Below are 26580 nucleotides of genomic sequence, written 5' to 3'. Positions count from 1 at the left end.
TCAATACCGCCGCCACGGCGAAGTGGTTGCCTTGTAGTAGGGCTTGTAAGAAATGTGCCTGATATAGACCTGTCGCATGAGCGGATCCGACTTCGCCATCATCCTGAGCGCCCCGACGATGACGATCCAGACGGCGACGCCGAAGAGCGCCGAATAGACCGTGAGAACCACGAAGATGAGAATGACGGCCGCAAGACCGGTGATCAGCACCAATTCGCGGTCCGCGCCCATTAGAAGGTTCGGGCGCGAGAGGGCACGATGGATGCGATTGCGTCGCAAGCCGGACAGGGACTCAGCCATCATCTCCCTCCCCTCCCCCGTTCGAACCAGTTGACGTGACCTGCTCGTCGGTCAGCCCGATCGAAGCGCCGGTCGCACCGAACAGGCCGACGATGTTGGTGGCGCCGAGCAGGATGCCGGCGACGAGAACGACGTACACAAGGCGCCGTGCGAAATCGTTGAGCTCGCCGCCGAAGATGAGCATGCCGCCGGCAATGGCCACGGCTGCAAGCGCGATCGCACCCGCGACCGGGCCGGTGATCGACTCCTGAATCTGCTGCAGTGGCCCTTCCCATGGGAGGCTGCCGCCGGAACTGGCGAGCGCCGGCGCGACAGAGGCAAGAACGATTGGCGCCGCCACGAGCGCGGCGGCGATGAGGGTATGCTTACGCGACATGGCGCGCCTCCTGTTCTTCGGTGAGCTGATCGGATTCGATCTCGTACTGTCCGTTGATGAACCGCTCGACTTGGATAATGTCGCGAACAATTCGCCCGCGCGGCGTCCGCTCAATCGAAATGACCAGGTCGACGGCCTCTCCAATCACCTCGTGCATCGGCTGCTGGCTTGCCTCGGCCGTCAGCTGTTCAAGCCGACGCAGCGCCGACATGGCGGTGTTCGAGTGTATGGTCGCCACGCCGCCCGGGTGACCGGTGTTCCAGGCCTTGAGTAACGTCAGGGCCGCGCCATCGCGGACTTCGCCAACGACGATCCTGTCGGGGCGCAAGCGCATTGTGCTCTTCAAGAGCCGGGCCATGTCGATCGTATCGCTGGTATGGAGGAGAACGGCGTTTTCGGCCGCGCATTGGATTTCCGCGGTATCCTCAAGGATGACGATGCGATCCTCTGGCGCAGACTTGACGATCTCGTGGATCACTGCGTTCGCAAGCGTCGTTTTGCCCGAGCCCGTTCCCCCGGAAATGATGATGTTCAGCCTCGCGGAAATAGCACTGCGGATCGTGGCGGCCTGGTATTCTTTCATCACGCCGGTTCGAACATAGTCTTCGAGCGGAATGAGGCGTGATGCCCGGCGTCGAATCGTGAAGGCAGGCTTGGCGACGACGGGGGGCAATAGACCCTCGAAGCGGTGGCCACCGATTGGCAGCTCGCCGGAGATGATTGGCTGTTCCGTGTCGACCTCTGACTGAAGCGCGTGCGCCACTGTACCGATCACCATCTCCGCTGCAGCGGATGACATCTGGCCGGCGGGCGTAACGCCGTGACCGAGCCGTTCGATGAACAACTTTCCGTCCGGATTAAGCATGATCTCGACGACGTTCGCGTCGTCCAGGGCGACACAAAGCTGGTCGCCGAGCGCCTCCTGAAGTTTGCGGACGAGCCGAGGGTGAGAGCGAAGCTGGTTCACGGATTTCTCCTTACGCTGCCTGGCTGACAGGGGGCGAGTTCAGAACGGTACTTGGAGGGGCGAAGCCTGAGGAACATGTCTGCGTCGGCGGCCAGCGTGCCCGCTACGGCCGTCGTCACGCCGATCTTCTTGGGTTCGCCTAAACGATGCAGCTGCCACCCCACGCGGGCGAGGATGCGCTCAAACCGAAGATCGGTCACCGTAACAATCTCAGTGTACCCATTTGCCATGCACCATTCGATGATGCCAGCGAACATGGTCAGCGTCGCTTCATGGACCGAGCCGGCTCCCCTCCCCTCCGCGAGAGCCGTGTCGACACAGAAGCGAGAACTCTCGATCATCGCGGCATGCCCCTTGAGTTGGCCGTCGGGGAGCAGCGACGGGAAAACGTCGGCCACCATTGTCGGTCCGAGCGCAGGAAGAAGCCTTGCGCACCCCGCCAATTCGCCGGTCTCTGCGATGGCGAGAATATAGGTCGGCCGAAGCGCGTCGAAACGATCGGACTCGCACCCCGCCGTTACATCGACTTCCCAACCCAGGCGATCGGAAAAGACCCGAGCACGAAGCTGATAGTGGATGTGTAGGAGATGCGCCTCTTGGATCGTCCGGGGTGTTGAGAGCGCGAGAGCCCGCATGATCTTTCTCCGTCGTTGTTGGTCGGCGGGAAATCAGCACAGTTTGGAATCGGAGGGCAGTTGTAGGATCCAACATGCACGTAGCGAGGTGAGTCGCGGCTCATAAGGGGTGTGGCGCTACAGAGCCGCCTAATCCACTTGCTGCTACACTGTTTGGATTTGTAGGATTCACAGGAGAACATTCCGGGATCAGGGAGCCGGGCATTTGAGGCTAACTCCCGGAGCGGAAAAGCAAAAATCCGAACAGCCTTATGCAGATTGTCCCCGGTCGTTAACCTTTTGTTAACCCTAAACCTCTGGACCAGTTCGGAGAATCGTGTTCTATTTTTAGCGGGCAATGGCCGGTAAACCGGCGAAAAGCCGCCAAGAGGGACAGATGGCGATAGCAAACCGAGTAGAAGCAAGTGTTGGCTCGAAGGAAGATGCCGGCAGCAAAATCATGCGCCATGCCGGGCTTCTGTCCGGGCAATTGCAGCAGCTCAGAACTCGTATGTATCCGCCAAAATCGGAAAAGACCCTGCGTCCCTTTCTGACCAACGAAGTGTCGAAGCTGACGTCTATACCCGATTCCACCCTGAAGCTCATGTCCACCGAAGGACGTGGGCCGATTCCCAGTAGGCTGGAAAATAACCATCGCGTCTACACGCTGGACCAGATCAATGAACTGCGTGAATTGTTCGCGATGCAGAAACCTGCAGACGCATTGCGATTCCTTCCTCGTCGTCGTGCCGGGGAGCACCTCCAGGTTCTTGCGATAGCCAACTTCAAGGGCGGCAGCGCGAAGACGACAACCTGTGTCCACCTTGCCCACTATCTCGCCCTTCATGGGTATCGCGTCCTCGCACTCGACCTGGACCCGCAGGCATCCTTGTCCGCTTTGTTCGGTGCTCAGCCAGAAGTTGATGTCGGGTCGAATGAAACGATCTATGCCGCTTTGCGTTACGATGACGCCGAGCGTCGTCCCATCCGCCATATAATTCGCAGGACATATTTCGATGGCATCGACCTCATTCCTGGCAATCTTGAAGTCATGGAGTATGAGCACGAAACGCCACGGATCTTGGCGAACAAGGGCAACTCCGGCGCAATCTTCTTTGAGCGGCTGAAACTCGCCCTTTCGGAAGTCGAGGCGGACTACGACATTGTGATTCTCGACACTCCGCCGTCGCTCGGCTTTCTGACGTTGAGCGCGATATACGCCGCGACCAGCATGATCATTACTGTCCACCCGGCCATGCTGGACGTCGCGTCAATGAGCCAGTTCCTTCTCATGATGGGTGATCTGATTAGTGTTCTGAACGAGAGCGGCGCTCAGTTGGACCAGGACTTCATCCGGTATCTGGTTACACGACACGACCCCAATGACGCGCCACAGTCGCAAGTCGTTGCGATGCTTCGGCACCTGTTCGGCTCCGATGTATTATTGCCCACCGCCATTGAAAGCACCGCTGTTGAAGCAGCCGGCTTGGCGAAACGCTCGGTATACGAGCTCGAATTGGGACAGATCGGACGCGATACTCACAAGCGTGCCCGCGAGGCGGTAGATGCTGTGAACGAGGCGATTGTTCGCCTCGTTAATGAGAGCTGGGGGCGGACATGAGCAAATCCTCTCGAAAGTCGATTGTCGCCAGTTTCGGGTTGCTTTCTGCGGAGCTGGAAAGCGATCAGGCTGCGGATCAACAGCAGCCGTCGCAGGCCCCTGCCCCGGTTCCCGGAAATCGTGTCGGAGCAGGTGTGATCGGTGCTGCACACCGAGCAATCGACGACATTCGAACAGAGCGAGATCGCTTGAAGGCTATCGTGGAGTCGGGTGGTGGTGCGGTTCGCGAATTGGATCCGTCGCTCATCGACCCTTCCCCTTATCCGGACAGGCTGCCGGACGATGATGCATCGGGCTTCGAGGCGTTCAAGCGATCGATCGAGACTGAGGGGCAACAGGTTCCCGTCCAGGTCCGCAAACACCCCTCGTCCCCAGGACGCTATCAGATCGTTTACGGTCATCGACGCTGGCTCGCTGCCAGGCAGCTTGATAGGCCTGTTCGCGCCCTCGAAGTCGAGATTTCCGACCTCGACCTAGTTCTTGCACAAGGCATCGAAAACGCCGGTCGCCAAGACCTCACCTGGATCGAGCGCGCGCTGTTTGCCTCCCGAATGGATGATGCGGGGATCAAGCCTCGGCACATCTACGCCGCGCTTTCGATCGAGGACGCAGAATTGGCTCGGATGCGGAATGTCTACAGGATCGTTCCCGCGGATATCATCGAGGCGATTGGGCGAGCGCCGAAGATCGGGCGGCCACGTTGGCTCGACCTTGCCAAGACGGTTGCGGGCGACACGGGAGCGCTCGATGCACTGCGGGCGGTACTGGTTAGGAAGGGTGAGACGGCTGAGACCTCTGATCAAAGGTTTCAGCGTGCATTGAATGCCATCAAGCCAGTATCGACTGGTCGGAGAGAGCCAAGCCCGATTACAGACATGAGCGGAACGAAGCTTGGCGCCCTGTTGATATCCTCGAAAGAGGTTCGAATTTCGGCTGAGGGTTCACTCGGGGGCGACTTTTTGAAGTTTATTGAGGCGGAGCTCCCAGCGCTAACGGAGCGCTTTGTCCGCCTGCGAGAAGACGAGAAACCCTGACAGCTGTCAGGGTTTGGAGATAAAAAAAGGACGAACTGCAAAAGAAAAAGGCCCCCTAAACGTTGCCGTCGTGGAAGCCTCTCTCAATGTGTGACAACTAGAGAATCGCATTTCCCCGAATCCCAGTCAAGAGTCTTTGGCACCGTAATTTGGTGAGCAGGTTTCTTTTGCCTTTTTGAAGGTGAAGAAAATGCAGATTGGAAGTGTGACGACGCCCTTTGGGCGGCGGCCGGCGACGCTTGCCCTGGTGAAGCGGCAAATCGAGATGAGTAAGATTAAGCCGGGCAAGACAGCAGACAAATGGAAAGTCTTTCGGGACGCATCCGAAGCAAGGGAGCTGCTTGGCCTGCAGGATCGCAGCCTGGCCGTCCTTGACGCGCTCCTGAGCTTTCATCCAGACACCGAATTGCGCCAGGATGCGCAACTCATCGTTTTTCCGTCCAACACACAATTGACACTTCGGGCGCACGGTATCGCCGGCGCTACCCTTCGCAGACATCTGGCCCTTCTCGTTGAGGCAGGACTGATCGTGCGGAAGGACAGCGCGAATGGAAAGCGCTACGCCCGGAAGGACAAGGCGGGTGCGATCGATAGCGCATTCGGCTTTGATCTGTCACCGTTGCTCATGCGAACAGATGAGCTTGCCATGATGGCGCAACAGGTCGTTGCAGATCGTTTCGCCCTCCGTCGGGCGAAGGAGAATTTGACAATATGCCGGCGTGACGTTCGAAAGCTAATTTCTGCCGCGATCGAGGAAGGTGCGTCAGGCAACTGGGAAAACATCGAAGCGATGTACGTCGGTCTCGTAGGCAGGATTCCGCGCGCTCCGACGCTCAGTGATGTGAATTCAATCCTGGACGAGATGGAGCTCTTGCTGCAGGAGGCTGTCAACATCCTGGAAATGCAGCAAAAAGACGAAAATAATAGCACCAATGGTGACCAAAGTGAGCGTCACATACAGAATTCAAACACCGACTCCATCAATGAACTTGAACCTAGCTCTGAAAACGAGCAGGGCGCAAAGGCGGTGGACGATGATCGGCCGAAGCGGGAGCCAGTCCGGAATTTTCCACTTGGCATGGTGATGCGGGCTTGCCCCGAGATCGCGATATATGGCCCGGGCGGTGCGATCGGAAGTTGGCGCGAGATGATGGGTGCAGCGGTGGTCGTCCGGTCGATGCTGGGCGTCAGCCCGTCAGCCTATCAGGAGGCCTGCGAGGTGATGGGGCCGGAAAGTGCGGCCACGGCGATCGCCTGCATCCTTGAGCGGGCAGGGCACATCAACTCGCCTGGCGGATATCTGCGAGACCTGACACGGAAGGCGGCACGGGGCGAATTTTCACTTGGCCCGGCGCTTATGGCGCTGCTTCGGGTCGATGGCGATAGCAATCGCAGGACGGGATAGTTGGTTGCCTATGCTTGTGGTCGGCTGGTCAAAACCCTGACAGCTGTCAGGGTTTTGCGATCGGCGGATGCTGAGCGGGGAAGGGTAGATCAACTCGGCCGGCGGATGCTGACATCATCCGGCAAGGCAGGTTTTCGCTCGGTCCGATGGGCAAATTAAATGAAGTTGCTTGCCTGGTCCGAGCCGTGCTCTGCTGGCCTTCGAGACCGTTTTAAAAGTGAGGAAGAGCAATGCCGTCTGAAACTCGATCTCCGCGCCTCGCTGTTCTGATTGATGCGGACAATACATCCGCTAAAATCGCCGACGGGCTGTTCGAAGAGGTAGCCAAAATCGGGGAGGCGAGCGTGCGTCGCATCTACGGTGATTTTTCCGGCACCCGCTCTAAGGGTTGGGCGGACGTGCTCGCAAAGCACGCGATTATCCCGCAGCAGCAATTTGCGTATACAACGGGAAAGAATGCTTCCGATATCACTTTGGTCATCGATGCAATGGATTTGCTGCACAGCGGGAGGTTCGACGGCTTCTGCCTAGTGTCCTCGGACAGCGATTTCACGCGGCTTGCCGCCCGGATCCGCGAGCAGGGTGTCGATGTATTCGGCTTCGGCGAGCAGAAGACACCGGAAAGTTTTCGCCAGGCCTGCCGGCGGTTCGTCTATACCGAAAATCTGCTTCCTGGCGCGATCAAGGACGAGCAGAATATTGCTTCCACCGACAAGCCGCTGCAGCCGGCAACATCGGCCGTGCCGCTGATTAAGAAGGTACTGTCCCAGGAGGATAGCGATGACGGCTGGGTCAACCTGGGCACCGTCGGCAAGCAGTTGTTGAACCTGGCGCCGGATTTCGACCCGCGTACATTCGGCTTCCGAAAACTCAGCGATCTTATCCGCAAGACGAACCAGTTCGAGATTCGCCAGGCCGAGGGCGGTCCGATCAGCATCCGGGTGAAACAACGAGGTAACAAGTAGCACCATGTCGCGGCGATAGAGCGAGGGAGTACCGGGAAACCTCGACGGTGAGTACGGGCTTCCCCGCGCGGCAAGAAGCGTCTATCAGTGCTGCCGCAAAGAATACTGTCAGCCGAGCACGCTTCGGCAATGCGATTGATCAAAGGAAGATATCATGGCGACCGGTACGGTAAAGTGGTTCAACGCAACGAAGGGCTTCGGGTTCATCCAGCCGGACGACGGCAGCGCCGATGTGTTCGTCCATATTTCCGCAGTGGAGCGGGCCGGCATGCGCGGCCTCAACGACGGCCAGAAAATTACCTATGAGCTGGCAAAGGATCGCAAGTCCGGCAAGATGTCTGCGGACAACCTACAGGCCTGAGTCTAACTGCAGGTGAATGGTCGGATAGGCCGGGTTCGCCCGGACTATCCTTTTTTGCAGGCCGAGATATGTGCGCGGTGCAAGCGCGGGACTTCAATGTTCTGCATTGCAGTATTACCCTCAGAGTGTTCAAGCGGTTCACCTCCTCCCGAACCGCTTGGGTCCGACGGACAGCAGGCTGTCGGTCACTATCGGACGCCTGCGCCCCTCACCCCGTGCTGAGGCTTTCCGTTGCGCAAGCAGGACGACCGCCACATCCCTCATTACGATTTTTGCCATCTTTATCGATCAAGGACTCACGAGATCGCCCCAATTGTCTTGACGGATCTGTTCTTAGAGCCGGCCGGCCGGCCCCAAGGACGCCATCGACGCATTTAATTTCGATGCGGCTGAGAGGATGCAGACCAGAAGCTTAGAGACATCAGCAGCATCCCCGTTTCGCGAGTACTAGGTTCCCTCGTGATGCTCGATCTGCGCCCGCTGAGGGACAATTAACGTGACCGACACCAAGCGGGTGAAGGTACAGGGGCTGCACGTATTTGCTTCTAGTCGAACTCGAGGAGACCGCTGATCCGGCGTCGCGGTTTCTGGAGTTTTGCGAGGGAGGAGCTCCGCGGGCGGCTGATTGATGGCAACGCCCCCGTCTTACTCTACATCGGCGAGCCTCAGCGTCCTCTGTGGGCCGACTGTTTTCACAGCATCCGTGCAGCACGCCCGCTCCGCCTTGTAACGTTGTTGTAGTAGCCTGCAGCCTGCTGAACGGATCGATGTCGCGATTGCTCCATCGCTTCCAGAAGAGGGATGTTCCGAATGGCGGCCTCTGTCAGATAGCCTGACCGCAGCCCATGAGCGGAAAACTCCTCCGGCTCCAACCCAGCCATCTCCGCCCGCTGCTTGAGAATGGCATTGACAGACTGCGGATCGATCGCCCGCCGCGACACAGTCCCCCAGCGCCCGATCCCCCGAAACACGCTGCCGCTCTCGATCTTGGCTGCCGCCATCCAGGCATTGAGCGCCACCACCGGCCGGCCGGTCAGATAGACGACATCGTCTTGCTCACCGGAGCTGGTCTTGGTGCGACCGAGATGGATGGCGAGAGAGGGGAGGGGGGCGCCATTCTCGACTGGGATCGGCGCCTCGACGGTCAGTTGCTCGCGGCGCAGTCCGGCGATCTCGCTGCGCCGGCGGCCGCCGGACGCAAACGCGACCATGAGGATCGCCCGGTCGCGCAGATCGCGCAGGCTGTCGGTCGCGCAAGTCGCCAGCAGTTTTGCCAGCACGTCGCCGGTGACCGCCTTGGCGCTCTTGCGACCCCGCGTCCGCGGGACGGCGCGCACAGCGAGGCGGATGGCGGACTTCAGGGCAGGGGAGGCGAAAGCACCATCCAGGCCTCGCCACTTGGTCAGTGTCGACCAGTTCGCCAGCCGCCGGCGCACCGTTGCCGGCGCGTGTGGACCGACGGATTTGAGAAACCCTTGGCTCCTGAGGCTTTCGTCGACGTCGGCCGGCATACCGTGATCGGGTGCGGAAGCACGCTTTTCCGGATCCCAGAGGTGATGAGCGACGAATTTCAGCAGCAGCGCCTCGGGCGCCGGCCAGGGCAGCGACTTTTTGGTCGCGGCCAATCCCCAGGCTTCCAGATAGGCGAGATCCGAGGTCAGCGCCCGCAGCGTGTTGTCGCCCATGCCTTGGTTGACGAGATGGCGCAGCGTTTCGACGTCGTGGTCGGTGAGCAGTTCGGCGAGTTCGTCGCGGCGCTCCATCGGCAGCACGGCGGCGATGGTGTCGAGCTCTTCGGCGCGGCGCTCCACCGCGGTCAGTGATGTCTTGGCTTTGGCCACGGGCGCTCCAAAAGGACGGTTCTGGCGGCCTAGAAGGCCGTGATTTGCCCCGATTCTTTCTGATTTGCGGCTCCAGATCAACAACCATCGATAAACGCTTGTTATCGATGGTTAGACATCGTTCTAGCAAATGCAGCCAGTAATGAACTCTAACTACGATATAGCATTCGTTTAGCAAATCATTTACCATGATTTCAATGTCTTACGAATTGTCGAAATTGCCCATCACAAGCCTACTGCGGCCGATTTCGAACGCCGGATCGTCGCTGGCGCGGCTCGACGAGCGCATCGCCCGTTCGCCGGTCGGGCAGGGGTGGATCGAACGGACTCACTTTGCCGACGCCTGCGCCTCGCTGTGGATCGACGGCGAACTGGTGCATCTCGAGGACCTGGTCCTGCATGACGCCGGCGCCGACATCCGCGCCCCCACCCATGAACTGACCATCGCCCGCGAGGTGCTGCGCACCCGCCGACGGATCGCGTCGCAGCCACCCGGCTGGGCGCTCAGCCCCGACGGTCTGCGCAGCCTCCGCGGGCACGACTTCGTCGCCGGCGCGCCTGCGGCATCACATGGCGCCGACGGCACCGTTGCCGATGCCGGCGAGCTGGATGGCAGCACGAACGGAGGAGGGGAGGGGGAGGGCGACGACGATGGCGCCAACCCGCTCGACGCCGAGTTCGCTGCGATCGATGCCGTGCTGGCCCGATCGGACGCGGCAATCAAACAGGCAAAGACGCCGCACCGCGTCGGTTCCCGCGAAAAGGATCCGTTCGTCTATGATCTCGATTGGGACGAGGACGAACGGCTGGGCGAATGGCGAACCGTCCTGCGCGAACTCGACAGGTTTCCACCCGTGCTGCAGGCGGTTGTCGCCCTCGATGCCTGGAACGGTTTGGACGTGCTGCAGCATGCGCCCTGGCTCGGCCGATCGCTGGCAGCGTCATTGCTGCGTCAAGCCGGAGTGACGACCGGAGCCCATCTGGCCGCCGTCAATCTGGGTCTCAAATCCATACCCGTCGATCGCCGCCGGAACCGCGATCGCGAAACCCGGCTGCTGTCGCTTCTCGCCGGCATCACCGCCGCGGCAGAGCTTGGCCTCAAGGAACACGATCGGCTGACCCTGGCCCGGCGGTCGATGGAGCGGCGGCTGATCGGCCGGCGCACATCGTCAAAACTGCCGGAACTGATCGAACTGGTGATGTCGCGGCCATTGGTGTCGGCCGACATAATCGTCAAGGCGGTCGGCGTGACGCCGCAGGCGGCGGTGCGGATTGTTGGCGAGCTTGGGCTAAGGGAGATGACGGGGAGGGGGAGGTTTCGGGCATGGGGTGTGATTTGATCCCTGCCGAGCTTTAACTAAGTTAGCAATTTGTCGTTGTGTGTCGTTCGTTTTTTATTATGATTCGATAGCAACGGCATGGGGATGCCGATAGCTCGTGCGAGGGGGACAGAAAAATTACGCGACCGTATGCACGAGCGACTCTTTTTCTATCGAGTCAGCAACGTCAGGGTGCCATATGCGCCGCTGTTGGTAGCTTCGCACAACGCTCGAAGCGGGGACAATGAGTTTATGGCACTTGATCTCAACAAGTTGAAGGCAAAGAACTCATCAAAGAAGCAAACAGATCCGCGCCGGATCTTTACTACTCTTAAGCGAGATCCAAAATTTAAACGGCCGTCGGACGAACAGGGTGATGTACTTGATGGATGGCTTGCGGCCAAAGATCAGGCAAGCGTTACGCTCAAAATGAACACGGGCTCAGGCAAGACCATCGTTGGACTTCTATGCCTTCAAAGCAGTCTCAACGAGGGGAAGGGGCCAGCAGTCTATGTGGTCCCGGATAATTTTCTAATCCGGCAGGTCGTTTCGGAAGCGGAAGCGCTAGGTGTAGCCGTAACGGAGGATCATACGGATGCCGCCTTTCTTGCAGGTGACACGATTTTAGTTATCAATATTTGGAAGCTGGTCAACGGAAGATCGGCATTTGGCGTCGGCCAAGGGGGCGCGAAGATTCGCATCGGCTCGATAGTAATTGACGATGCGCACGCGTGCCTCTCGACTGTAGCGGACCAGTTCAAAATTAGACTGTCGTCAAGCCATGACGCCTACCGACCTATGCTGGACCTGTTCGAAGAAGACCTCGAACAACAGTCGAACTCGTTATTACTTGACGTCAAGGCTGAAGATCCGACGGCGGTGATGTTGGTGCCGTTTTGGGCTTGGAAGGACAAGATCAAAAAAGTCAACGCCATATTGCATCCTCATAGGTACGATGACCATTTGAAATGGCCTTGGCCGCTAGTTCGCGATGTTCTCCCATTATGCCAAGCTGCGTTTGGGGGAGGGCAGTTGGAAATTGCGCCTCGCTACTTGCCGATTGATAATATTCCAGCATTTACGGAGGCGACGCGGCGCATATACATGACCGCGACATTGGCGGACGACGGGATTCTCGTTAGCCATTTCCAAGCGGAGCCGGCCGACGTGATGAACCCGATCCGGCCGAAGGGAGGTGGCGACATTGGGGATCGAATGATTCTGGCGCCGCAAGAGATAAATCCAGCTATCACCGTGGACGATATCAAAGACCTCGCAGCTAAGAAGGCCAAATCCGTCAACATAAGCATAATCGTGCCATCTAAGGAGCGTTCAAAGTACTGGTCGGACATCGCTGATCAAACGCTCACAGCTGACAATATTGAACAAGGCACTGAGCGACTACGTACTGGCCATGTTGGAGTCACAGTTTTTGTAAATAAATACGACGGAATAGACCTTCCTGCCGAGGCTTGCGAGATTCTTATCATCGACGGCCTTCCAGAGGTGGAAGGCCTCATCGCACGCGCCGAACACGTGATCTTAAATGAAACCCGTCGGCAACTGATCCGGCAGATCCAGCGAATCGAGCAGGGAATGGGCCGTGGCGTTAGGTCGAGCGAAGACCATTGCGTCGTTCTATTGATCGGCTCAAGGTTGACGCAGCGCATTCACAACCCTGAAGCACGCACACTATTTTCACCGGCGACCCGAGCGCAACTGAAGTTAGGTCGGGACATAACCGAGCAAATCCGCGATGAGCCTCTTTCAGAACTCGAAACGGTTATGAACCTATGCTTGGATGAGGACGAGGGCTGGATCGACGCTAGCAAGGATGCGATTGTCAATGCCGACGATGACCAGCCGGGACACGTTGACCAAGCAACGATCCATTTGAGAGAAGCTTTTGACGCCGCCCGACTTGGCCGGTTCGACCAAGCGCAAGCTCTTGCTCAGCAGGCGGTTGCATCAGCTCCTGATAAACGGCTAAAGGGCTATATCAAACAGCAGCTCGCCGAATATGTTCATCACACAAATCCAGCGGAAGCCCAGCAACTTCAACTCTCAGCTGTAGAATTGAACCGATCGCTGGTGCGTCCGGTACATGGTATCACCTACAACAAGCTCGAAGTTCCTAAAGAGAGCCAAGCTGCGGCGGCGGTGGCTTTCATGAAGCGATTCCTTGAGAAAAATGAGCTCATCCTTTGGGTTAACGCACTGATAGAGGCGTTGGAGTGGGGCGAAGCCAACACTAAGCGCTTCGAACGAGCAATGCGAGACTTGGGAAGCTTGCTAGGGTTCGGCTCCCAGATGCCAGAAGACGACTTCGGCAAGGGGCCGGACAATTTGTGGTCATCGGGAAACTTAAGCTACTTCGTAATTGAGTGTAAAAGTGGTGCAACAAGCGCGAAGGCGATCAGCAAACACGATTGCAATCAGCTAACCGGCTCGATGATCTGGTTCGAGAAGCAATACGACAAGTCTTGTTCTGCAACGCCTATTATGGTCCATCAAAAGACAAGGCCGGAAAATGCGGCCACACTGCATCCAAACGCACGGATTATTACGGAAGAGAAGCTTGATAAGCTGATCGAAAAAGTGCGCGCTTATTCTGTAGCCGTTGGTGAAGATCTAGGGTTCACAAAAGCCAAGACAGTCGCAAAACAGCTTGAGCACTTTGGATTGGGAGGAGAGAGTTTCGTCGGGCAGTTCACCAAAAGGGGGCAATAGCCTTCGTTTGCGGAAACAACACCTAAGGTCACTTAGCGAACTTGTGGGAACAAATCTTGTTCTGGGCCCAATGTAGGCAGTCTTCGCGGCCCGCAGGGGTCGGTTCAGGTAAATCCTGGCAAACAGTCGCGCTGGTGATGAGGATACTGAGGAGGTTCTGACGGCTTGGGAGGCACGCGAGACCGCCGATCGCGCCGGCGCGGACAATGGTGCTGTCGACGACAAACCCGCCTAAAAGTCGAAATCGGAGGGCGGCCTTTTCGCCTTGGTCCCCTGCCAATCCCGTCTTTCGATGCGATGCCGGTGCACCTCGTATTCGTCGTTCGTGAATGCGACGCCAGAGACATGATGGGCCGTCATCGATTGCGTCCGGGCTCGGAGCGTTACCTCGCGCGGGTCGCTTTCGGGTCGCTGGCTCGACAAAAATATTGTGTCGAAGTCGCCAAACCCTCCCGCATGCTTCTCCGGCTTGGCCTCAGGTTGCGGTTCGGGCACGCGTTCAAATACAGAATAGTCGCTGTGGTCGCCGTCTTCATCAGTCATGTATTGTCGGCTTGACAGCTCCGTCCCCTCGGGCAGCGGTAGAGCGTCAACACGCGCAGCATGGTGGAAGAGCACAACGTTGCGGTGGGTGCCGGGGCATTGCACCGAGGGAAACAGAATGCCATCCAGTGCCGGTTCCGGCTGGCGCGCGAGATAGTCGGCGATCATCTGAGTGATCAGGTATTCAGTAATCTCGTCATCCGGCATCACGGGACGGGTGATGCGGTCGCTGAGACGTTGCATAAATTTTGCAAGGCCAAGCCTGTCGACATGGTCGGGATCGAATATGCTGCCCTCGACATAGACCGAATGCAGCGCGGAGACGTCGAGCAGACGAACCGGGCGCGTCAGTTCGAATTCCCCGATCAGGGCGCGGCTGCCGACCGGCGGCCGCACTTCGGCCAGAGCGACGCCCTTGTCGGACGCGCCATAAAACATCGAAATGCCATGCGCATTCATCCGTCCCGCCCGGGCGAATTTAGCCGGCGGAGGACCCAGATGAAGGTCTGGTCTTTGTAAGGCCTGGTCCAGATCGTCGCTCTTGTGGAAGACGCGCGCGCGAAAGAATGATTTATGCTCGGCCTCCGGGCCGGCGATGACCACCACCGGATGTCCCTTTCGGGTCTTGCTACCGTCGAGATTGGAAAACAGGCGCGACAGGAAGGCTTCTGCGCCGTGATTGAAGAAGCGGGAGTGCGATTTCAGCGAGTATTCGATGTCCCGCCATTCACGCGCATACTCGTGATCCCGGGCATCCTTCCACTCATAGTGGCTTTCGGAATCGAATTCGCATTCCTCGCCGATCTGGGCTGCATCAAAATCCGAATGGCGCTCCTCCAGGATTTCCAGGATATCCTTGGCAGCGTCGTCAGGGATCGATGCGGCCTCGGCGATGACCTCGACCACGACTTCGCCGTGACGTTCGAATTCGTAATCGCTTTCCTTGTCGCGTTGCAGCATCGATTCATACGAATTCGGCTGATCCGACGTGCGGTAGTAATGCCGGTCGAAGGCACCTTCGATCTCGTCGGCGACCTGCTCAAGCGTGAAGCAAGGCTCCTCTTCGTTCTGGCAATAGGTGCATGTCGCGACCACGCCGGCGGTCGTAACGAGATCGGAGAGATAAGCCTCTCCGATACAGTCGTGGCAGATTCTGCGGTCGTCATCGTCCTGCAAGTCAAAATCCCCCATTCATCCGGTTGTTGAACCCGGCCAGCGGAATGTCGCCATTCCGGCTCCAGGGCTGACTCTCATCTGCTCGCAATTGGCGCGGTGTGGTCGCAATCCGGATACTGGGTGCATCCGATAAAACGACTACCCTTTCGGCTCGCTTTCTCCACCAGCTGTCCGACACGACAGGTTGGGCAGGATGCTAACGCCTCGCCGTTTATCGTTTCAAGGCGAAAATCGGCGCCGGCAATCTCCGCCAGTTCGCCGACATAGCGCGATGGCTGGCGACCGTTCATCAACAGGAAGACGCCGCGGCTGGCGCGTGTCAGTGCCACGTAGAACAAGCGTCGTTCCTCGGCGTAGCTGTAGGTTTCCGGCTGCGGCATGACGAGGTTGAGGAGTTCGTCATCTTCGATCCGGCTTGGAACCCCGTATTCTCCCTCGCTGACATCGAGCAGGATCGTATAGTCTGCCTCGAGCCCTTTCGCCCGATGGAAGGACAGGCCTGAGACGTCGATATGCTCGAACCGGGGCAGGCCGCCGGCAAACGGATCGAGCAGATTATAGCGCCACAGGACCATGACCTTCAGTTTTTGATGGCTGTTGGCGCGCCATTGGTTCTTAATGCCGCCCAGGAACTGGTCGAGGCGCGTCAGGAGACGATGGCAGGCCTCGCCGAAATCGGGCTTGCCCTGCTCACCCCTGATCGGGATCGCCCTGATCGAGCGGGCGACGGCCGGCCGTGTCGAGCGTACCGTCTTCTTCAACTGTGCAGGGTTTTTCTGGATGAAGTTCGCGGCCGCATCGGCGATGACCTGATTGCAGCGATAGGTCAGTTCAAGCCGGCCCTGCCAGCTTGCGCCGAAATTGGCTTCGAACTGCGTGAAAATCGAAATGTCGGAGCCGGCAAAACGATAGATTGATTGCCAATCGTCGCCAACGGCAAAGACCTTCGAAAACGCCTTCTGGTGCCGCAATGCCTTGATGAGATTGGCGCGCGGATCCGAAATGTCCTGGAATTCATCGACGAGAATGAGCGAATAGGGAGATTTGAACCGAGCCTCTTCGACCAGCATGGTTGCATTGGCAATCATGGCGTCGAAATCGATGCGGGCGTCGTCTTCAAGTTTCTTCGAATAGGCAGATGTGATCTTCCAGATCGCCTGTGCGAATGATCTTGCGCGCTTCTTGTCATGGAGCGCATTCGCGCGCTCCAACAGCATGTCCAGCGTCAGATGGCCTGCACGGATATGCTTGATGCACACGCCAATCAGCTTGTGAAAGTGCTTGATGACGACGGGCTCCACGGCCTTGAGAACGTCCTTTAGGCTACGCTGTCGAACAGGAATCTCGCGCTGCAACAGTTCGGCTGCGAGTTGCAGCAGAAGCGAGCCGTCGTTCGCCTGAGCCGATGTCGTCGTAAAGACATCGAGCTCGGCACGCCGGTAGGCTGCCATCTTGTTATCGGCATGTTCGACATAGTTGGCAAAGGGCGACGAGCCGTCGGCATCGATCGCGAAATGCTCATGGATCGTGTTGCTAGCCGGATAATAGAAGTCCGGATGCACATGTCTTACACTTCCGTCCTCCTCCTCTATGGCGATCTGGCGCTCGTACTCGAAGTCGATCGAATGCAGCCATAACCAGTTCGCGATCGTCTGTTCCTGCAGCGAGTTGACAAAGGTTCCGCCAAGCGTACCGATCGTGGCGTTGGCGCCGCGCCGGCGGGCCGAGATGTATCGATCGTAGTCGGCTTCGCTGTCGAAGATGGACGCTGGAATATCGGCCTTCGGATAGAGCACGAGAAGATCGATCCAGGTTTTGGCAAAGTCCTGATCCGAGCTTAGCAGCGCTTCGATGATCGCCTCGATCATCCGCGCCTCTCCAGCGGGATGGTCGACCCAGTTTGCCAGCTGCGGCGGCTTGCCCTCGACCTCTTCGATGATCCCGCGGCCAAGCGCATGGAAGGTTGTCACTCTGCAGGCGAGATCATCCGGATCAACGCCCAGCTGGCGCGCAATTCGCTCCCGCAATTCTTCCGCCGCGGTCCTGTTGAAGGCGAGCACGAGGATTTCGTCGGGCTGATACAATTGCTTGTCTAGCACATAGGCGACCTTGCCGACCATCGTCGCCGACTTTCCGGAGCCTGCTGAGGCCACCAGCAGATTGCTGTCCTCGAGGCGAATGCAGGCTTCTCTTTGTTGTCCGGACAACGATCGGCCGTCGAGATCATCGAAGAAGGGCCCATATCGGGTGAGCTCAGCTGCCACAAACTCATCATTGTAGTGATGACGCCGGCTCGGATCCGTAAGGAAGGACAGCGCGCGCGGAAGCGTTTCCTCCATACGCGCGGTTAGGCCATCGGGGTCGAACAGGGGGTGAGCGAGTGCTGCCGCCGCGGAGCCAGAAACACTCGCAATGACACGGGCGACATCCGCCTGCGCCAAATATTGCCGCTTGCCCTCGATCAGAGGCTTGAGCTTTGCTTCGACTTTGGTCAACGCATCCTGGTCGGACTCGATCAGTTCGAGGAGGTAACGATTGATGAAGCGATGGAGATCGGTGGAGAGCCGTCGTGCCGCGTCTTCACCAAGACAGGACAGGCTTTCGATATGGCTGCGTGTGCGGATTTCGACCGTGTGCCAGAGCAGTGCCTTCTTGACACCGATTGCGATGATGTCCAGGCATCGGAGATCGACCCACCTGTCGGTCTGCAGATCGACAGTCGCCGATACGGTCTTGGGAAGCCGCAGTTTCCACCGGCCGGCGGGAAGCAGTCGGGCAAGAAGGCCGGGTCGATAGGTGTTATAACGATCGAAAATCACGAACTACCCGTTTCCCTGGTTCTCACCCGGCAGCCACATGCAGCTCGCCCACCGGTCTTTGTGCCGATTTGAAAAATCCCTCATAGCGGGACCGTTCGCGCGCGGCGACTGGCAGGCGATGGCGCAGGTGGAGACGATATCTCGGTAAAGCGCGAGGTCGACGCGGCGGATTCCGTCGAAGTTCAACAGGAGTGCGTCCAGCTGGTCCGCGATCTTGTCCCCCCGCGCCACCATGAGGATGGATGGCGGCCGACTATGGGGATTGATCAGCACATATCGCCAGCTCGGGTCGGCCTGTGCTTTAGATGGAACGAGCTCGAACGGCCAGGCATCGCCGCCGCCAGTCATATCCGTATAAATATCCTCAATTGCGCTTGCTTTATTGGCCACGAGAACACGAGGACCTCTCGCGGCATAAAAGCTGAAATGTTCATCCAACTCGACACCAAGCAAGTCGAGCAGGCTATAACGCCTTGATCGGTTGAGGCTCGCTTTCTCGTCTAGAAACCACTGAAGCGCTTTCAGTGTCACGCCGATTGAATGGGCGATCTCCTTGGGCGGGTTTGGCCAACAGGCGATGAGGTTGCGGGCGATTTCCGGCGCATTGTCATAGCCGCTGTCGCTGTCATCCTCTTCGGCGTCCGTCTCGTCGCGCGGTTCTTGCCCGGTGAGCAGCCATGTTCTGCGCTCGATCCCGCTGTGGCTGAAGTAGCGTTCCCGATCAGGGGGAAGCGAGGTTTCCCAAGAGCTGAGCCACGGGCCCGTCCTCCAGCCGACATTCGTGGCGAAGGACGGATTGGGGTCGCGGCTTGACAAGGCAAGCCAGGCCTCGATGCGCTCTTCGAGTTCGCGGTCGCCGAGTTCGCGCCGCCGGTCTCTCGCTCGCCAGATATGGTGGGCCAAAGCATCGGCCGAAAATGCCGCGATTGCCGGATCGGCAGGCATGCTCTGCGATGTGGTACTGCTCGAGAGCCACCGGCATTTCTCCTGCGTCGTGCGAAGCGAAGCAGGAAGAGACTTCTCACGCGGGCCTGCGATCTCAAGCGCGACCCCTATCTTTGCGAGATCTGTTTCGAGCGCAGGGTCTGATTGAGCGAGATGCCGGCTGACAATGAGAACATCCGGCTGGCCTCGCAGACCCTCACCCTGCGACCAGGCCGAGAACAAGATCTGTCGAAGCGGCTGCGGGCTGTCATCCGATGAGAATGTCATCCAGCGGATCGGCAGCCCGGGAATGGTCAGCCCATACAGCAATATCGGTCTCAGACCATACTGGCTGGCATCGTTGGTTCTGATAGGATCGCGAACGGAAACGAGGCCGTATTGCGGGTGTTGAAAGAGGAATTTTGCCGTTGCTACGTAAAAATGGTGTCGTCGTTGCATTGTTTTATCCGCGCTCGGCATAGGTAAATTTAAGCGATCAAGTGCTTTGAGACCAAAGCGGTTCTCGCCATTCTGGCGCGAAAATTAAAAGTGGATCACGCGTTCAGCGCCCCAAGCAACTGGGCTAAGCATCCTTCGCTGCCCGCGTATTCTCTGCCTCGAATTTTTTCAACAGCAGCGTGGCGAGACCATTGCCCTCGAGATGGAGGCCGATCTCATCCATCGGATTGTCCAGAGTGGCGGATTGGGATCCCCAATTCAGGCTGCTGACGACGATGTGATCGTCGTCCCATGCCAAGAACTTCGCGTGCAGCTGAGGTTCAGGCACGCCGAAAATCCCGACTTTTCCCTTTAGCCGTTCTCGGTGATCATTGACATGGCCGCGCTTCACCGGACCACCACGCCTAGAATAGTATATCGACACTTCGTCCAGCCGTTGGCTCGCGACTTCAGCGGGGTCAAAGAGGGCGGGGACCATATTTGCCCCGATGCGATTGGTGCAGCAGATGAACCGCGTCTCTGCGCCATGCGCAGCGACCCGCAACAGACGATTATGGTCCGCCGCGTGTAGGATCCGCATCGTAGCCCCGATGGAGCCCGGCGCCGCGTCTGCGGCAGACAGGCGGCCGCGGTTGCGCCTGAGTTCAGCTGCCATGAACTGAAGCGCCTCGGTAGACTGGCCCGCGCTGGATATCTTGGCAATGATCGATTGCAGCACATCCATTGCCGCGCCGGCTGCCTTCGCTTCGGTGAGCTCAACTGACACTTCGACGGCGCTAAAGGGCGATGACAGCCAGTTGCACGATCCCATCGAGACGACGGCGCCATCTTGCCCGTCATCGGCGACCAAGAATTTAGCATGGCTTTCAACCGTATCGCGATGAGCTAGGACATAGCCGCGCGTGCGCCTGATACCGGAAAGCCGTTCGTTCAGTTCGTGCATGGCTGCGGCGTGTTTGGTGGTGTCGATCGACGTACCGAAGAACAGGTGGCATTTAACGCCGCGACGACACGCGTCCTCGAGAGCCTGCCACATCCTCTCTCGGTTTTCCTTGCATCGATCGTCATTCTGGAACGCAACAAAGGTCGAGAGAATGAAGACATGCGATCTTGCCGCATTGACGATTTGCTCGAAGCGCTCCAGCTGCTGGCGTGCTCCAACAATGATTTGGTCGGCGTGGATGTCCGTGAAGATCGCAGGTTGCTCGTCAGCGGCCGGCGGAGCGGTGACTGGCAATTTACCGGTCTTGACGGTTGATTTGAGCGCTTCGATCAGCTTTTCGCTCGCGCCGGGCGGGATCGCACCCTCTCGAACGTCATTGAGGTCGATCACCAGGAATTTGCGCTCGAGATAGGAGCTATTAGCCTGTATCCCGCGGAGCCATTCGCCTGGCCGTAGCATGCCTGACATGAATTGGGTGACGCGATGCATCATCGAGTAGTCGGTCTCCAAGGGCTCACCGAGCGGGAAGGCAACGACCTTGCCGGATCTTGGAAGTTTTGTGACCGGGATTGTATCGACGTCGCGATTGCGAAAGACCGACTCCCCGACCTTTTCATAGACCACGCTGATGCCGATCTCACGGTCGGCGGATCGTTCGGGGAGTGCGCGGCTTCCCCGGATGAACTCGCGACCGACTAAATTAGTGGTTAGCATCGGCCGAGGCGACATGCGAACCTCAATCAAGCCGAACTGCATCAAGCGTGCCACGGTCGATGCTGCGACCTGACGGGGGATGTGAAGCGCTGATGCCAGGTCGTCGATCGTCCCAGGCGTTGCATCCAATGTTAGCAACACCATTTCTTCGATCGGGCTCCAGCCCCAGACGCGCTGAACGAGGCCGGGAGCCTTGTAATGCCAGGCAGGAATATAGATCTTGCTCACCGCGTCAGCCTCCCGTTCTCGTCGACAGAGACGACGGTGACGCCCGTACCCACATGCGGGAAGTCCATCTTCTCCAGCTGAGATATCTGGTCCAGCATCCGTGTCAGGAACCGAAACTCTTCCTTCACGCCATCAGGATCGATGCCGTTGACGGCGTTCCTGATGAACCGTCTGCTTGTCGCAAGGATGAGCTTTTGCTTTGCGCGGCTAATAAGAACGTTCATGCGCTGAGGGTTCTTGATGAACCCGAGCGCGCGGGTGCCGACGTGGATACTGTTGCGAACAAGGCTTGCCAGAACAACGTCTGCCTCGCCGCCTTGGAAACTGTCGCTGGTATAGACGAACTTGCCATTGCCCCGGGGGCTGGCAAAGCCGCACAGCGTGTCAGTCTCAACATCGATAAGCGGGCTGAGCTTGCGCTCGAGATGGTCTACCTGAGCCAGATAGGGTGACAGGACAACCAGGGTCGGGCGTCGTCCATCTTTGCCCGGGATCGGTTTGAGATCCTTCATGGCGGCGATGAGCGCGCTGGCCTCGACCTCGTTCTTGTAGGATTTTTTCACCTTCTGCTCAAAAGCCTTGCGTCGTGCCACGCTCAACGACGGCAGGTCGAGAAGAACGATTGGTGAAGCCGGCAGTCCGTTGGCCACGCCGACCGTCTCTTCGCGCGCTCTCACGCGATCCGAGGAAACGAGTTTCTTCTGGTAGAATGTATTCGAAACCAAATCACAGATCGCCGGGTGCATACGGCTTTGTTCAAGAAGCGTAGTCGAAATCGAGCTTGGCCGCCGTGTTGCCACCTCCCGCTCATCCTCGCGCTCGGCGATGGTGCGGAATGGTTCCTCAAGGCGAGCCGCCGCCGCCAACACGTCGCCCAGCAGAAAAGAATCGGACTTCAGCACGCCAAGAGCCTCGTCGACCTCCGGCGGCAAGTCCGAAATGGCCAAGAGCCTTTCCTGTGCATTGACCAACAGCTCTGCCGCAGTGACGGGATCGTAAAACCGCTGTCGTTCGACCGTGTCGAATGGCGACAACTGCTTATGGTCTCCAATCATCACGCGTCGGTTGCCAAGAAGCAGGGCGCCGATCAGTTCGGCGCCGTTGGCACGGGCGGCCTCCTCGATGAACACCCAGTCGAACTGCTCGCCGTCGGCGATCATCTCCTCGATCGTGTTCGACGAGGCTGTCGCCAGGGTCACATCGGATGAGCGCAACATCAGATTGTCGGTGTCGCGCAAGACACGCTCTGCCAAAGACCGTTCGGCGTTGTCGACGGGCCTCAGCGTCTGCGCGATCTGGCGACTTTGGTTCTGTGTGATCGCCGACCGGTCGCCTGCTGATTGTGAGGCCGTTTGAAGCAGGTTGACCGAGCTCTGCCGCAAGGTGCTGTCTTCCACGCTGACCTGCGATTTCTCCACCCGCACGATGATCGATGCATATCCCGCAAGGCTTTTGCGAAGCTCATCCTCCATATGCGCAAGGGTCTCGTGGTTTTGCGCGGAAACGAGGATCCTCGCATCCGGTGTCCCTGCCATGATGCTCCTCACGAGATTGGAGATCAGGTACGTCTTGCCAACACCCGGTGGGCCGACGATGACATTGATCGATCGTCCGGCCACGATACTTTGCCAGGCCGCAAGCTTGGAAGGATCCATGTCGACAACCGGCGAACCGGGCACCGCGATTTCGCGCAAGACATCATCCAGGGCAACCTGCGCCGGATCGTCAAGGGCTCTGAGAAGCTCCAGATTTTGACGCGCCGCGACGATATTTAGCAGGCGGCGGCGAATGGCCCGTTCCGTACCTGTGTCACGTTTGGGACGCAGGAAGAGCCGCTCGCCCTGTGTGGGCAGGTAATTGGCCGTAAATGTCAAGGTCAACTCGCCTTCGGCCAGCGTGCTTTCCTCGAAACTGAGTTCAGGGCTTCGCTCGCGATTGAAAACCAGATCCTCGCTCGCCGAGAGGGTCCAATTGGGCTTGCCGTCATCATAGCGCATCTCTTTCTGCAGTGCGACGAGCGCCTTCTCCAGACCAAGTCGTTCGCGACGCTCGTCGCGCTCGGGATCCGGACGGAGAAGCACGCTCACGAGATCCTTCTCGTCCGTATCGATCGAGGTAATGACCTGAACAGGATAGACGCGGAATTGCTCCCGCAGCAAGGTGAAGGCTTCCAGAAGGAGCAGTGCGTACCAAGTGGGCACGTCGTCCGGGAGCAGCGCGTGTTCCGGGTCGTTGAACAGATCCCTCCAGCGCTTTGCACTATGTCCGAGCTTGCGCACCCGCTCGTCCGCACCCCCGCGGTATCGCGACAACTGCAGGCGATGGGGGATCTCGACGGCGCCGTCCAGCCAATCGCTTGCCTGCCTTTTGTGAGCGTTTTCGATCGTGGCGGTAAAATCGCTCTGCAGTTTGAGATCGTAGATTGCAACATCGGTTATGAGCCTGATCTTGTCCTGTCCGGCCGATTTTGCTCGGATAGCAGGATTGAGCAGATCATCTTCGACGAACCTGAAAACCTCATCCATCTCGCTTGCCTGGATCGCGCCGGATGTCAGCGAGGGGAAGTCTCTCTGGGCAACTCCATGGGCAGGGTAGAGGACAAGCTCTCCTTCCGCGCTCGTGCCAGCACGGCCGATCTCGGTGATGACCTCGTCCAGCTCTCTAACCACAACGCTCCCATCAAAAAGCTGAAACCGTGGAGGGTCACCAATCCGATCCAGCATTTTGCGCTCGATTGCCAGGAGAGCCGGTCCTTCGGCATCGTCGAGGCCGAGGATCGATCTGGCGGTGCGGGCAAGGTCTATCCAGTCCTGCCTGAAAGAGATCGCAGTCGAGGGATCAAACAGGTGGTCGTTGGCGCCGAGCGCGCCGTCCGAGATATGGATGCAGGCTTCGAAACCACCCAGCCGGTAACCCTCGACATCGTCGCTTGAAGCGAAGATCGTCTGCTCGGAAACGGATCCATGGACGATGCCGGCCTCGTGGATGAGCCGCAAACCCTCCGCGATCCGCCTGATGTTTCGCCAGAATACAGCTCGCCCCGCGCTTGTCAGGAAGCGGCTTTTGCGAGCCCGCGTCCGATGCGACGAGCCCGCGACCGGGCTGCCGGGATCGAGCATAACGATTGCAATTTCATCTGTATCTTCCGCGACGTTGATAACCTGGACCAGGACTTCTCGTGCCAGCTTCGACGTCATAACGCGACGGATCCGTCTCTGAGCTCGGGCGATGATACCTTTCAAATCTTCGTCGAGTGGTGTTTTCGTCTTCGCAAACAGGCGTAAAAGATGGCGTTCACCGTCCTCCATGCCCGTTGCTGGGCGCAGGTGCGAGTTCCATCGGTCCGCTCGACCGCGAAAGGAATCTTCCGAGAACTGAAACCTGCTGTCGAGTGGCAATCTGCTTACGTTTTTGCTGCGGGCCATCACTGCTATCTCTGCTGGTAAAAGTGACAGAATCATCGCAAAAATAGTAGGTTCTTCGTCGGTCTATTTTCAAGCGGACAAGTATGTCGACGCGCGATATTCGCATGAATCGCATCGGCTTAGGTTGGCCACGCATGCTACGACGCGTTTTGATGGACAGCGTTACATTGCCGAAGACTGACTTCAGTCAGCTGTCTATTGGAATTCGCCTGCCAATCCTGAAACGACCATATATTGCTTTAGGGCAAATTCTGCTCGCAACGACTGATCGCTGTTCTTGGTAACGTGCTTCCAAAATGCAATTCTTCCTAATAGCCTCTCAAGGTAAATTGGATCGAAGTTCTCGATAGCGGCCATGTGTGCAAGCAATCCCTTCGTTGTCACATGGTATACGTCTTTCCTAACCGAACGCACAAAGTCCTTTGGCGGCATGAGTTTCCCTGATGAAATGGAAATGCCCGCTATAATTTTCCGATCTTTGGGGCCGAACAGTCGGCTTTTAACCGGGTGTATCTTTAGTTCCGTGTCGGCAAGTATCTGGATGATTTTCCCTCTGACATGAGGGGCTATCCGTTCACCTGATATCGCTATGTCGTCCGCGTAACGCGTGTATGTTAGCCCTTCTTCGGCGCAATGATCAGCAATTCGAACGTCGAATGCTTTTGCTGCTAAATTACTAATTGCCGGACTCGTTGGTGCTCCTTGGGGCAGACCATCATTTTTAGTGCAAATTCGGGTGAGCGCGCTTGCGACTGAACCGGAATAGCCGAGTTCAGCGAACAAGCTGCGTACCTTCCCAGAGGAGATCGACGGAAAGAAGTTCAATATATCGATCTTGAGCAGTTCATTGCAGCCCAAATGCTGTCGAGCATTGGTGACGATCGAACGATTTTTCAGGAAGCCGTGAGCTGCATCGTGAACATTAACAAGCTCAACAATATTTGCTAAAATCCATCGCTGAAGTTTCATCAATATTGGTCGTGGTACGCTGATTTCGCGACGTCCTCCTGTTCGCTTAGGTATCGCGAAGGTCCTGTAGTAATTGTGCGGTGAATGGCAGATCGTCGCTAAAGTGACTTTATCCACACCTAGAAGCGCAGCCAGATGTGAAAACTCAAAAATAGGAGGGAGGTTTCGAGCGGATAATGCGGCTGCATGCGCGAGGTATCCGCGCACCAATTGTAATCCATGTTCTCCTTTTACGCGTTCGTGGTAGAAAGATTGCCATTCGTCGTAATTGAAATCGGTCATTTTAGATTTCGGGTTAAGGTGGAGCGCAACGATACCAGAGTGAATATAGTATATATTCTTCGTTACTGCTTTATGCAGTAAACATAGATCCAAAGGATCTATGCTTCTTGCGCGAAGTGCGTGAAGAAAATTTAACGCGCTCCTAAGCTTGCAGGGGCGAATCTACCCCCAAGAACTATCGCTGCGCCCCGTTTATTTCTCTATGCAATCACTTCATTTCCCGCAAGAGGTTAGTGAAATGGTCACGATCAATTAAGCTAAGCTTGGGAAGGTATGGTTTTTTCGGATCAAGCGGTTCGTCAAAATACCACTCACTTGGTTGTGTCCACTCGCGCTTTGACGTGAAGAAAATCTTCTTCCTGTTTGTGAGTACCCATAGCTGGCCCTCGCTCGTGAGAGACACCCTCATACCTTCGCGCTGAATTATATTTCGCCCTGCGAAATCAGAGCAGCTTTGGAAGATAACCGCCGGGCTCAGGCGAAACTTGAGGTGCAGGTCGTACAGATCGAACCCGCCGGGCGTCTGGAAGGCTGATTTTAGTATTAACCTGTCGACGGTTTGCAT

At 57.7% G+C, this 26580-nt stretch carries 19 protein-coding genes; 7 read left to right on the top strand and 12 right to left on the bottom strand.

Going from position 1 to position 26580, the window contains the following annotated elements; translation table 11 throughout:
- The 4 genes from HJB89_RS21165 to HJB89_RS21150 are packed head-to-tail and all read right to left on the bottom strand — an operon-like array spanning position 1 to position 2278.
- Positions 1-300 carry a conjugal transfer protein TrbD gene (locus tag HJB89_RS21165; protein WP_018516715.1) on the bottom strand — a complete coding sequence of 100 codons (300 nt, stop codon included), beginning with the start codon at positions 298-300 and terminating at the stop codon, positions 1-3.
- The gene (locus HJB89_RS21160) at positions 293-676 is read right to left on the bottom strand and encodes a TrbC/VirB2 family protein (RefSeq protein ID WP_018516714.1); all 384 of its coding nucleotides are present in this window, start codon (positions 674-676) and stop codon (positions 293-295) included. The genes HJB89_RS21165 and HJB89_RS21160 overlap by 8 nt, the downstream gene beginning before the upstream one ends.
- Entirely contained in the window at positions 666-1643 is a 978-nt protein-coding gene (gene trbB, locus HJB89_RS21155) for a P-type conjugative transfer ATPase TrbB (RefSeq protein WP_018516713.1), read from the bottom strand. The genes HJB89_RS21160 and trbB overlap by 11 nt, the downstream gene beginning before the upstream one ends.
- Complete coding sequence (locus HJB89_RS21150) at positions 1640-2278, bottom strand: acyl-homoserine-lactone synthase (RefSeq protein WP_018516712.1); 639 nt, start codon at positions 2276-2278, stop codon at positions 1640-1642. The genes trbB and HJB89_RS21150 overlap by 4 nt, the downstream gene beginning before the upstream one ends.
- 376 nt (positions 2279-2654) lie before the next feature.
- Between HJB89_RS21150 and repA the strand changes: the two genes are divergently transcribed.
- The 5 genes from repA to HJB89_RS21125 all read left to right on the top strand — a co-directional run bounded on the left by repA (position 2655) and on the right by HJB89_RS21125 (position 7643).
- Positions 2655-3878, top strand: a complete 1224-nt coding sequence (repA, locus tag HJB89_RS21145; protein ID WP_032990281.1) for a plasmid partitioning protein RepA — start codon at positions 2655-2657, stop codon at positions 3876-3878.
- Positions 3875-4912 carry a plasmid partitioning protein RepB gene (repB, locus tag HJB89_RS21140; protein WP_018516710.1) on the top strand — a complete coding sequence of 346 codons (1038 nt, stop codon included), beginning with the start codon at positions 3875-3877 and terminating at the stop codon, positions 4910-4912. The genes repA and repB overlap by 4 nt, the downstream gene beginning before the upstream one ends.
- A 190-nt stretch (positions 4913-5102) precedes the next feature.
- Positions 5103-6317: a plasmid replication protein RepC gene (gene repC / locus HJB89_RS21135; protein WP_018516709.1), complete on the top strand. Its 1215-nt coding sequence runs from the start codon at positions 5103-5105 to the stop codon at positions 6315-6317.
- Between the two features lie 230 nt (positions 6318-6547).
- Positions 6548-7282: an NYN domain-containing protein gene (locus HJB89_RS21130; protein WP_018516708.1), complete on the top strand. Its 735-nt coding sequence runs from the start codon at positions 6548-6550 to the stop codon at positions 7280-7282.
- A gap of 154 nt (positions 7283-7436) precedes the next feature.
- Positions 7437-7643, top strand: coding sequence for a cold-shock protein (locus tag HJB89_RS21125; RefSeq protein WP_018516707.1), 207 nt, complete (start codon positions 7437-7439; stop codon positions 7641-7643).
- A gap of 692 nt (positions 7644-8335) precedes the next feature.
- Here HJB89_RS21125 and HJB89_RS21120 read toward each other — a convergent pair.
- Positions 8336-9484, bottom strand: a complete 1149-nt coding sequence (locus HJB89_RS21120) for a site-specific integrase (RefSeq protein ID WP_018516706.1) — start codon at positions 9482-9484, stop codon at positions 8336-8338.
- A 188-nt stretch (positions 9485-9672) separates the two neighbouring features.
- On the opposite strand from HJB89_RS21120, the gene HJB89_RS21115 reads away from it, so the two are divergent.
- Together HJB89_RS21115 and HJB89_RS21110 are read left to right on the top strand one after the other, a co-directional pair.
- Positions 9673-10824 carry an RHE_PE00001 family protein gene (locus HJB89_RS21115; protein WP_131704936.1) on the top strand — a complete coding sequence of 384 codons (1152 nt, stop codon included), beginning with the start codon at positions 9673-9675 and terminating at the stop codon, positions 10822-10824.
- A 231-nt stretch (positions 10825-11055) separates the two neighbouring features.
- The gene (locus HJB89_RS21110; protein WP_032990280.1) at positions 11056-13533 is read left to right on the top strand and encodes a DEAD/DEAH box helicase; all 2478 of its coding nucleotides are present in this window, start codon (positions 11056-11058) and stop codon (positions 13531-13533) included.
- Positions 13534-13764: 231 nt separating this feature from the next.
- Here the strand turns inward: HJB89_RS21110 and HJB89_RS21105 are convergent, their stop codons facing one another.
- The 7 genes from HJB89_RS21105 to HJB89_RS21075 form a co-directional block, all read right to left on the bottom strand.
- Entirely contained in the window at positions 13765-15252 is a 1488-nt protein-coding gene (locus tag HJB89_RS21105; RefSeq protein WP_104891197.1) for an RES family NAD+ phosphorylase, read from the bottom strand.
- Positions 15253-15326: 74 nt separating this feature from the next.
- Positions 15327-18071, bottom strand: a complete 2745-nt coding sequence (locus tag HJB89_RS21100; RefSeq protein WP_018516696.1) for a UvrD-helicase domain-containing protein — start codon at positions 18069-18071, stop codon at positions 15327-15329.
- 3 nt (positions 18072-18074) lie between these two features.
- The gene (locus HJB89_RS33310; protein ID WP_026242316.1) at positions 18075-19475 is read right to left on the bottom strand and encodes a hypothetical protein; all 1401 of its coding nucleotides are present in this window, start codon (positions 19473-19475) and stop codon (positions 18075-18077) included.
- 103 nt (positions 19476-19578) lie between these two features.
- Positions 19579-21339 (bottom strand): phospholipase D-like domain-containing protein, encoded by a 1761-nt coding sequence (locus HJB89_RS21090; RefSeq protein WP_018516694.1) that lies wholly within the window; start codon positions 21337-21339, stop codon positions 19579-19581.
- Positions 21336-24764 (bottom strand): DEAD/DEAH box helicase, encoded by a 3429-nt coding sequence (locus tag HJB89_RS21085; RefSeq protein WP_409201829.1) that lies wholly within the window; start codon positions 24762-24764, stop codon positions 21336-21338. Before HJB89_RS21085 ends, HJB89_RS21090 begins: the two co-directional genes overlap by 4 nt.
- Positions 24765-24959: 195 nt before the next feature.
- Positions 24960-26015, bottom strand: a complete 1056-nt coding sequence (locus HJB89_RS21080) for a reverse transcriptase family protein (protein ID WP_080646132.1) — start codon at positions 26013-26015, stop codon at positions 24960-24962.
- A 208-nt stretch (positions 26016-26223) separates the two neighbouring features.
- Positions 26224-26580: a hypothetical protein gene (locus HJB89_RS21075; RefSeq protein WP_018516690.1), complete on the bottom strand. Its 357-nt coding sequence runs from the start codon at positions 26578-26580 to the stop codon at positions 26224-26226.

The sequence above is a fragment of the Rhizobium sp. NZLR8 genome (genome assembly GCF_019685025.1).
Classification (GTDB): Bacteria; Pseudomonadota; Alphaproteobacteria; order Rhizobiales; family Rhizobiaceae; genus Rhizobium.
This window is presented reverse-complemented; position numbering and strand designations above follow the sequence as displayed.

What these genes read in the sequence shown, in the direction of transcription:
- HJB89_RS21165 (WP_018516715.1), bottom strand. Translation starts at nt 300, where the DNA reads ATGGCTGAGTCCCTGTCCGGCTTGCGACGCAATCGCATCCATCGTGCC.
- HJB89_RS21160 (WP_018516714.1), bottom strand. Translation starts at nt 676, where the DNA reads ATGTCGCGTAAGCATACCCTCATCGCCGCCGCGCTCGTGGCGGCGCCA.
- HJB89_RS21150 (WP_018516712.1), bottom strand. Translation starts at nt 2,278, where the DNA reads ATGCGGGCTCTCGCGCTCTCAACACCCCGGACGATCCAAGAGGCGCAT.
- repA (WP_032990281.1), top strand. Translation starts at nt 2,655, where the DNA reads ATGGCGATAGCAAACCGAGTAGAAGCAAGTGTTGGCTCGAAGGAAGAT.
- repB (WP_018516710.1), top strand. Translation starts at nt 3,875, where the DNA reads ATGAGCAAATCCTCTCGAAAGTCGATTGTCGCCAGTTTCGGGTTGCTT.
- repC (WP_018516709.1), top strand. Translation starts at nt 5,103, where the DNA reads ATGCAGATTGGAAGTGTGACGACGCCCTTTGGGCGGCGGCCGGCGACG.
- HJB89_RS21130 (WP_018516708.1), top strand. Translation starts at nt 6,548, where the DNA reads ATGCCGTCTGAAACTCGATCTCCGCGCCTCGCTGTTCTGATTGATGCG.
- HJB89_RS21125 (WP_018516707.1), top strand. Translation starts at nt 7,437, where the DNA reads ATGGCGACCGGTACGGTAAAGTGGTTCAACGCAACGAAGGGCTTCGGG.
- HJB89_RS21115 (WP_131704936.1), top strand. Translation starts at nt 9,673, where the DNA reads ATGATTTCAATGTCTTACGAATTGTCGAAATTGCCCATCACAAGCCTA.
- HJB89_RS21110 (WP_032990280.1), top strand. Translation starts at nt 11,056, where the DNA reads ATGGCACTTGATCTCAACAAGTTGAAGGCAAAGAACTCATCAAAGAAG.
- HJB89_RS33310 (WP_026242316.1), bottom strand. Translation starts at nt 19,475, where the DNA reads ATGCCGAGCGCGGATAAAACAATGCAACGACGACACCATTTTTACGTA.
- HJB89_RS21085 (WP_409201829.1), bottom strand. Translation starts at nt 24,764, where the DNA reads ATGGCCCGCAGCAAAAACGTAAGCAGATTGCCACTCGACAGCAGGTTT.
- HJB89_RS21080 (WP_080646132.1), bottom strand. Translation starts at nt 26,015, where the DNA reads ATGACCGATTTCAATTACGACGAATGGCAATCTTTCTACCACGAACGC.
- HJB89_RS21075 (WP_018516690.1), bottom strand. Translation starts at nt 26,580, where the DNA reads ATGCAAACCGTCGACAGGTTAATACTAAAATCAGCCTTCCAGACGCCC.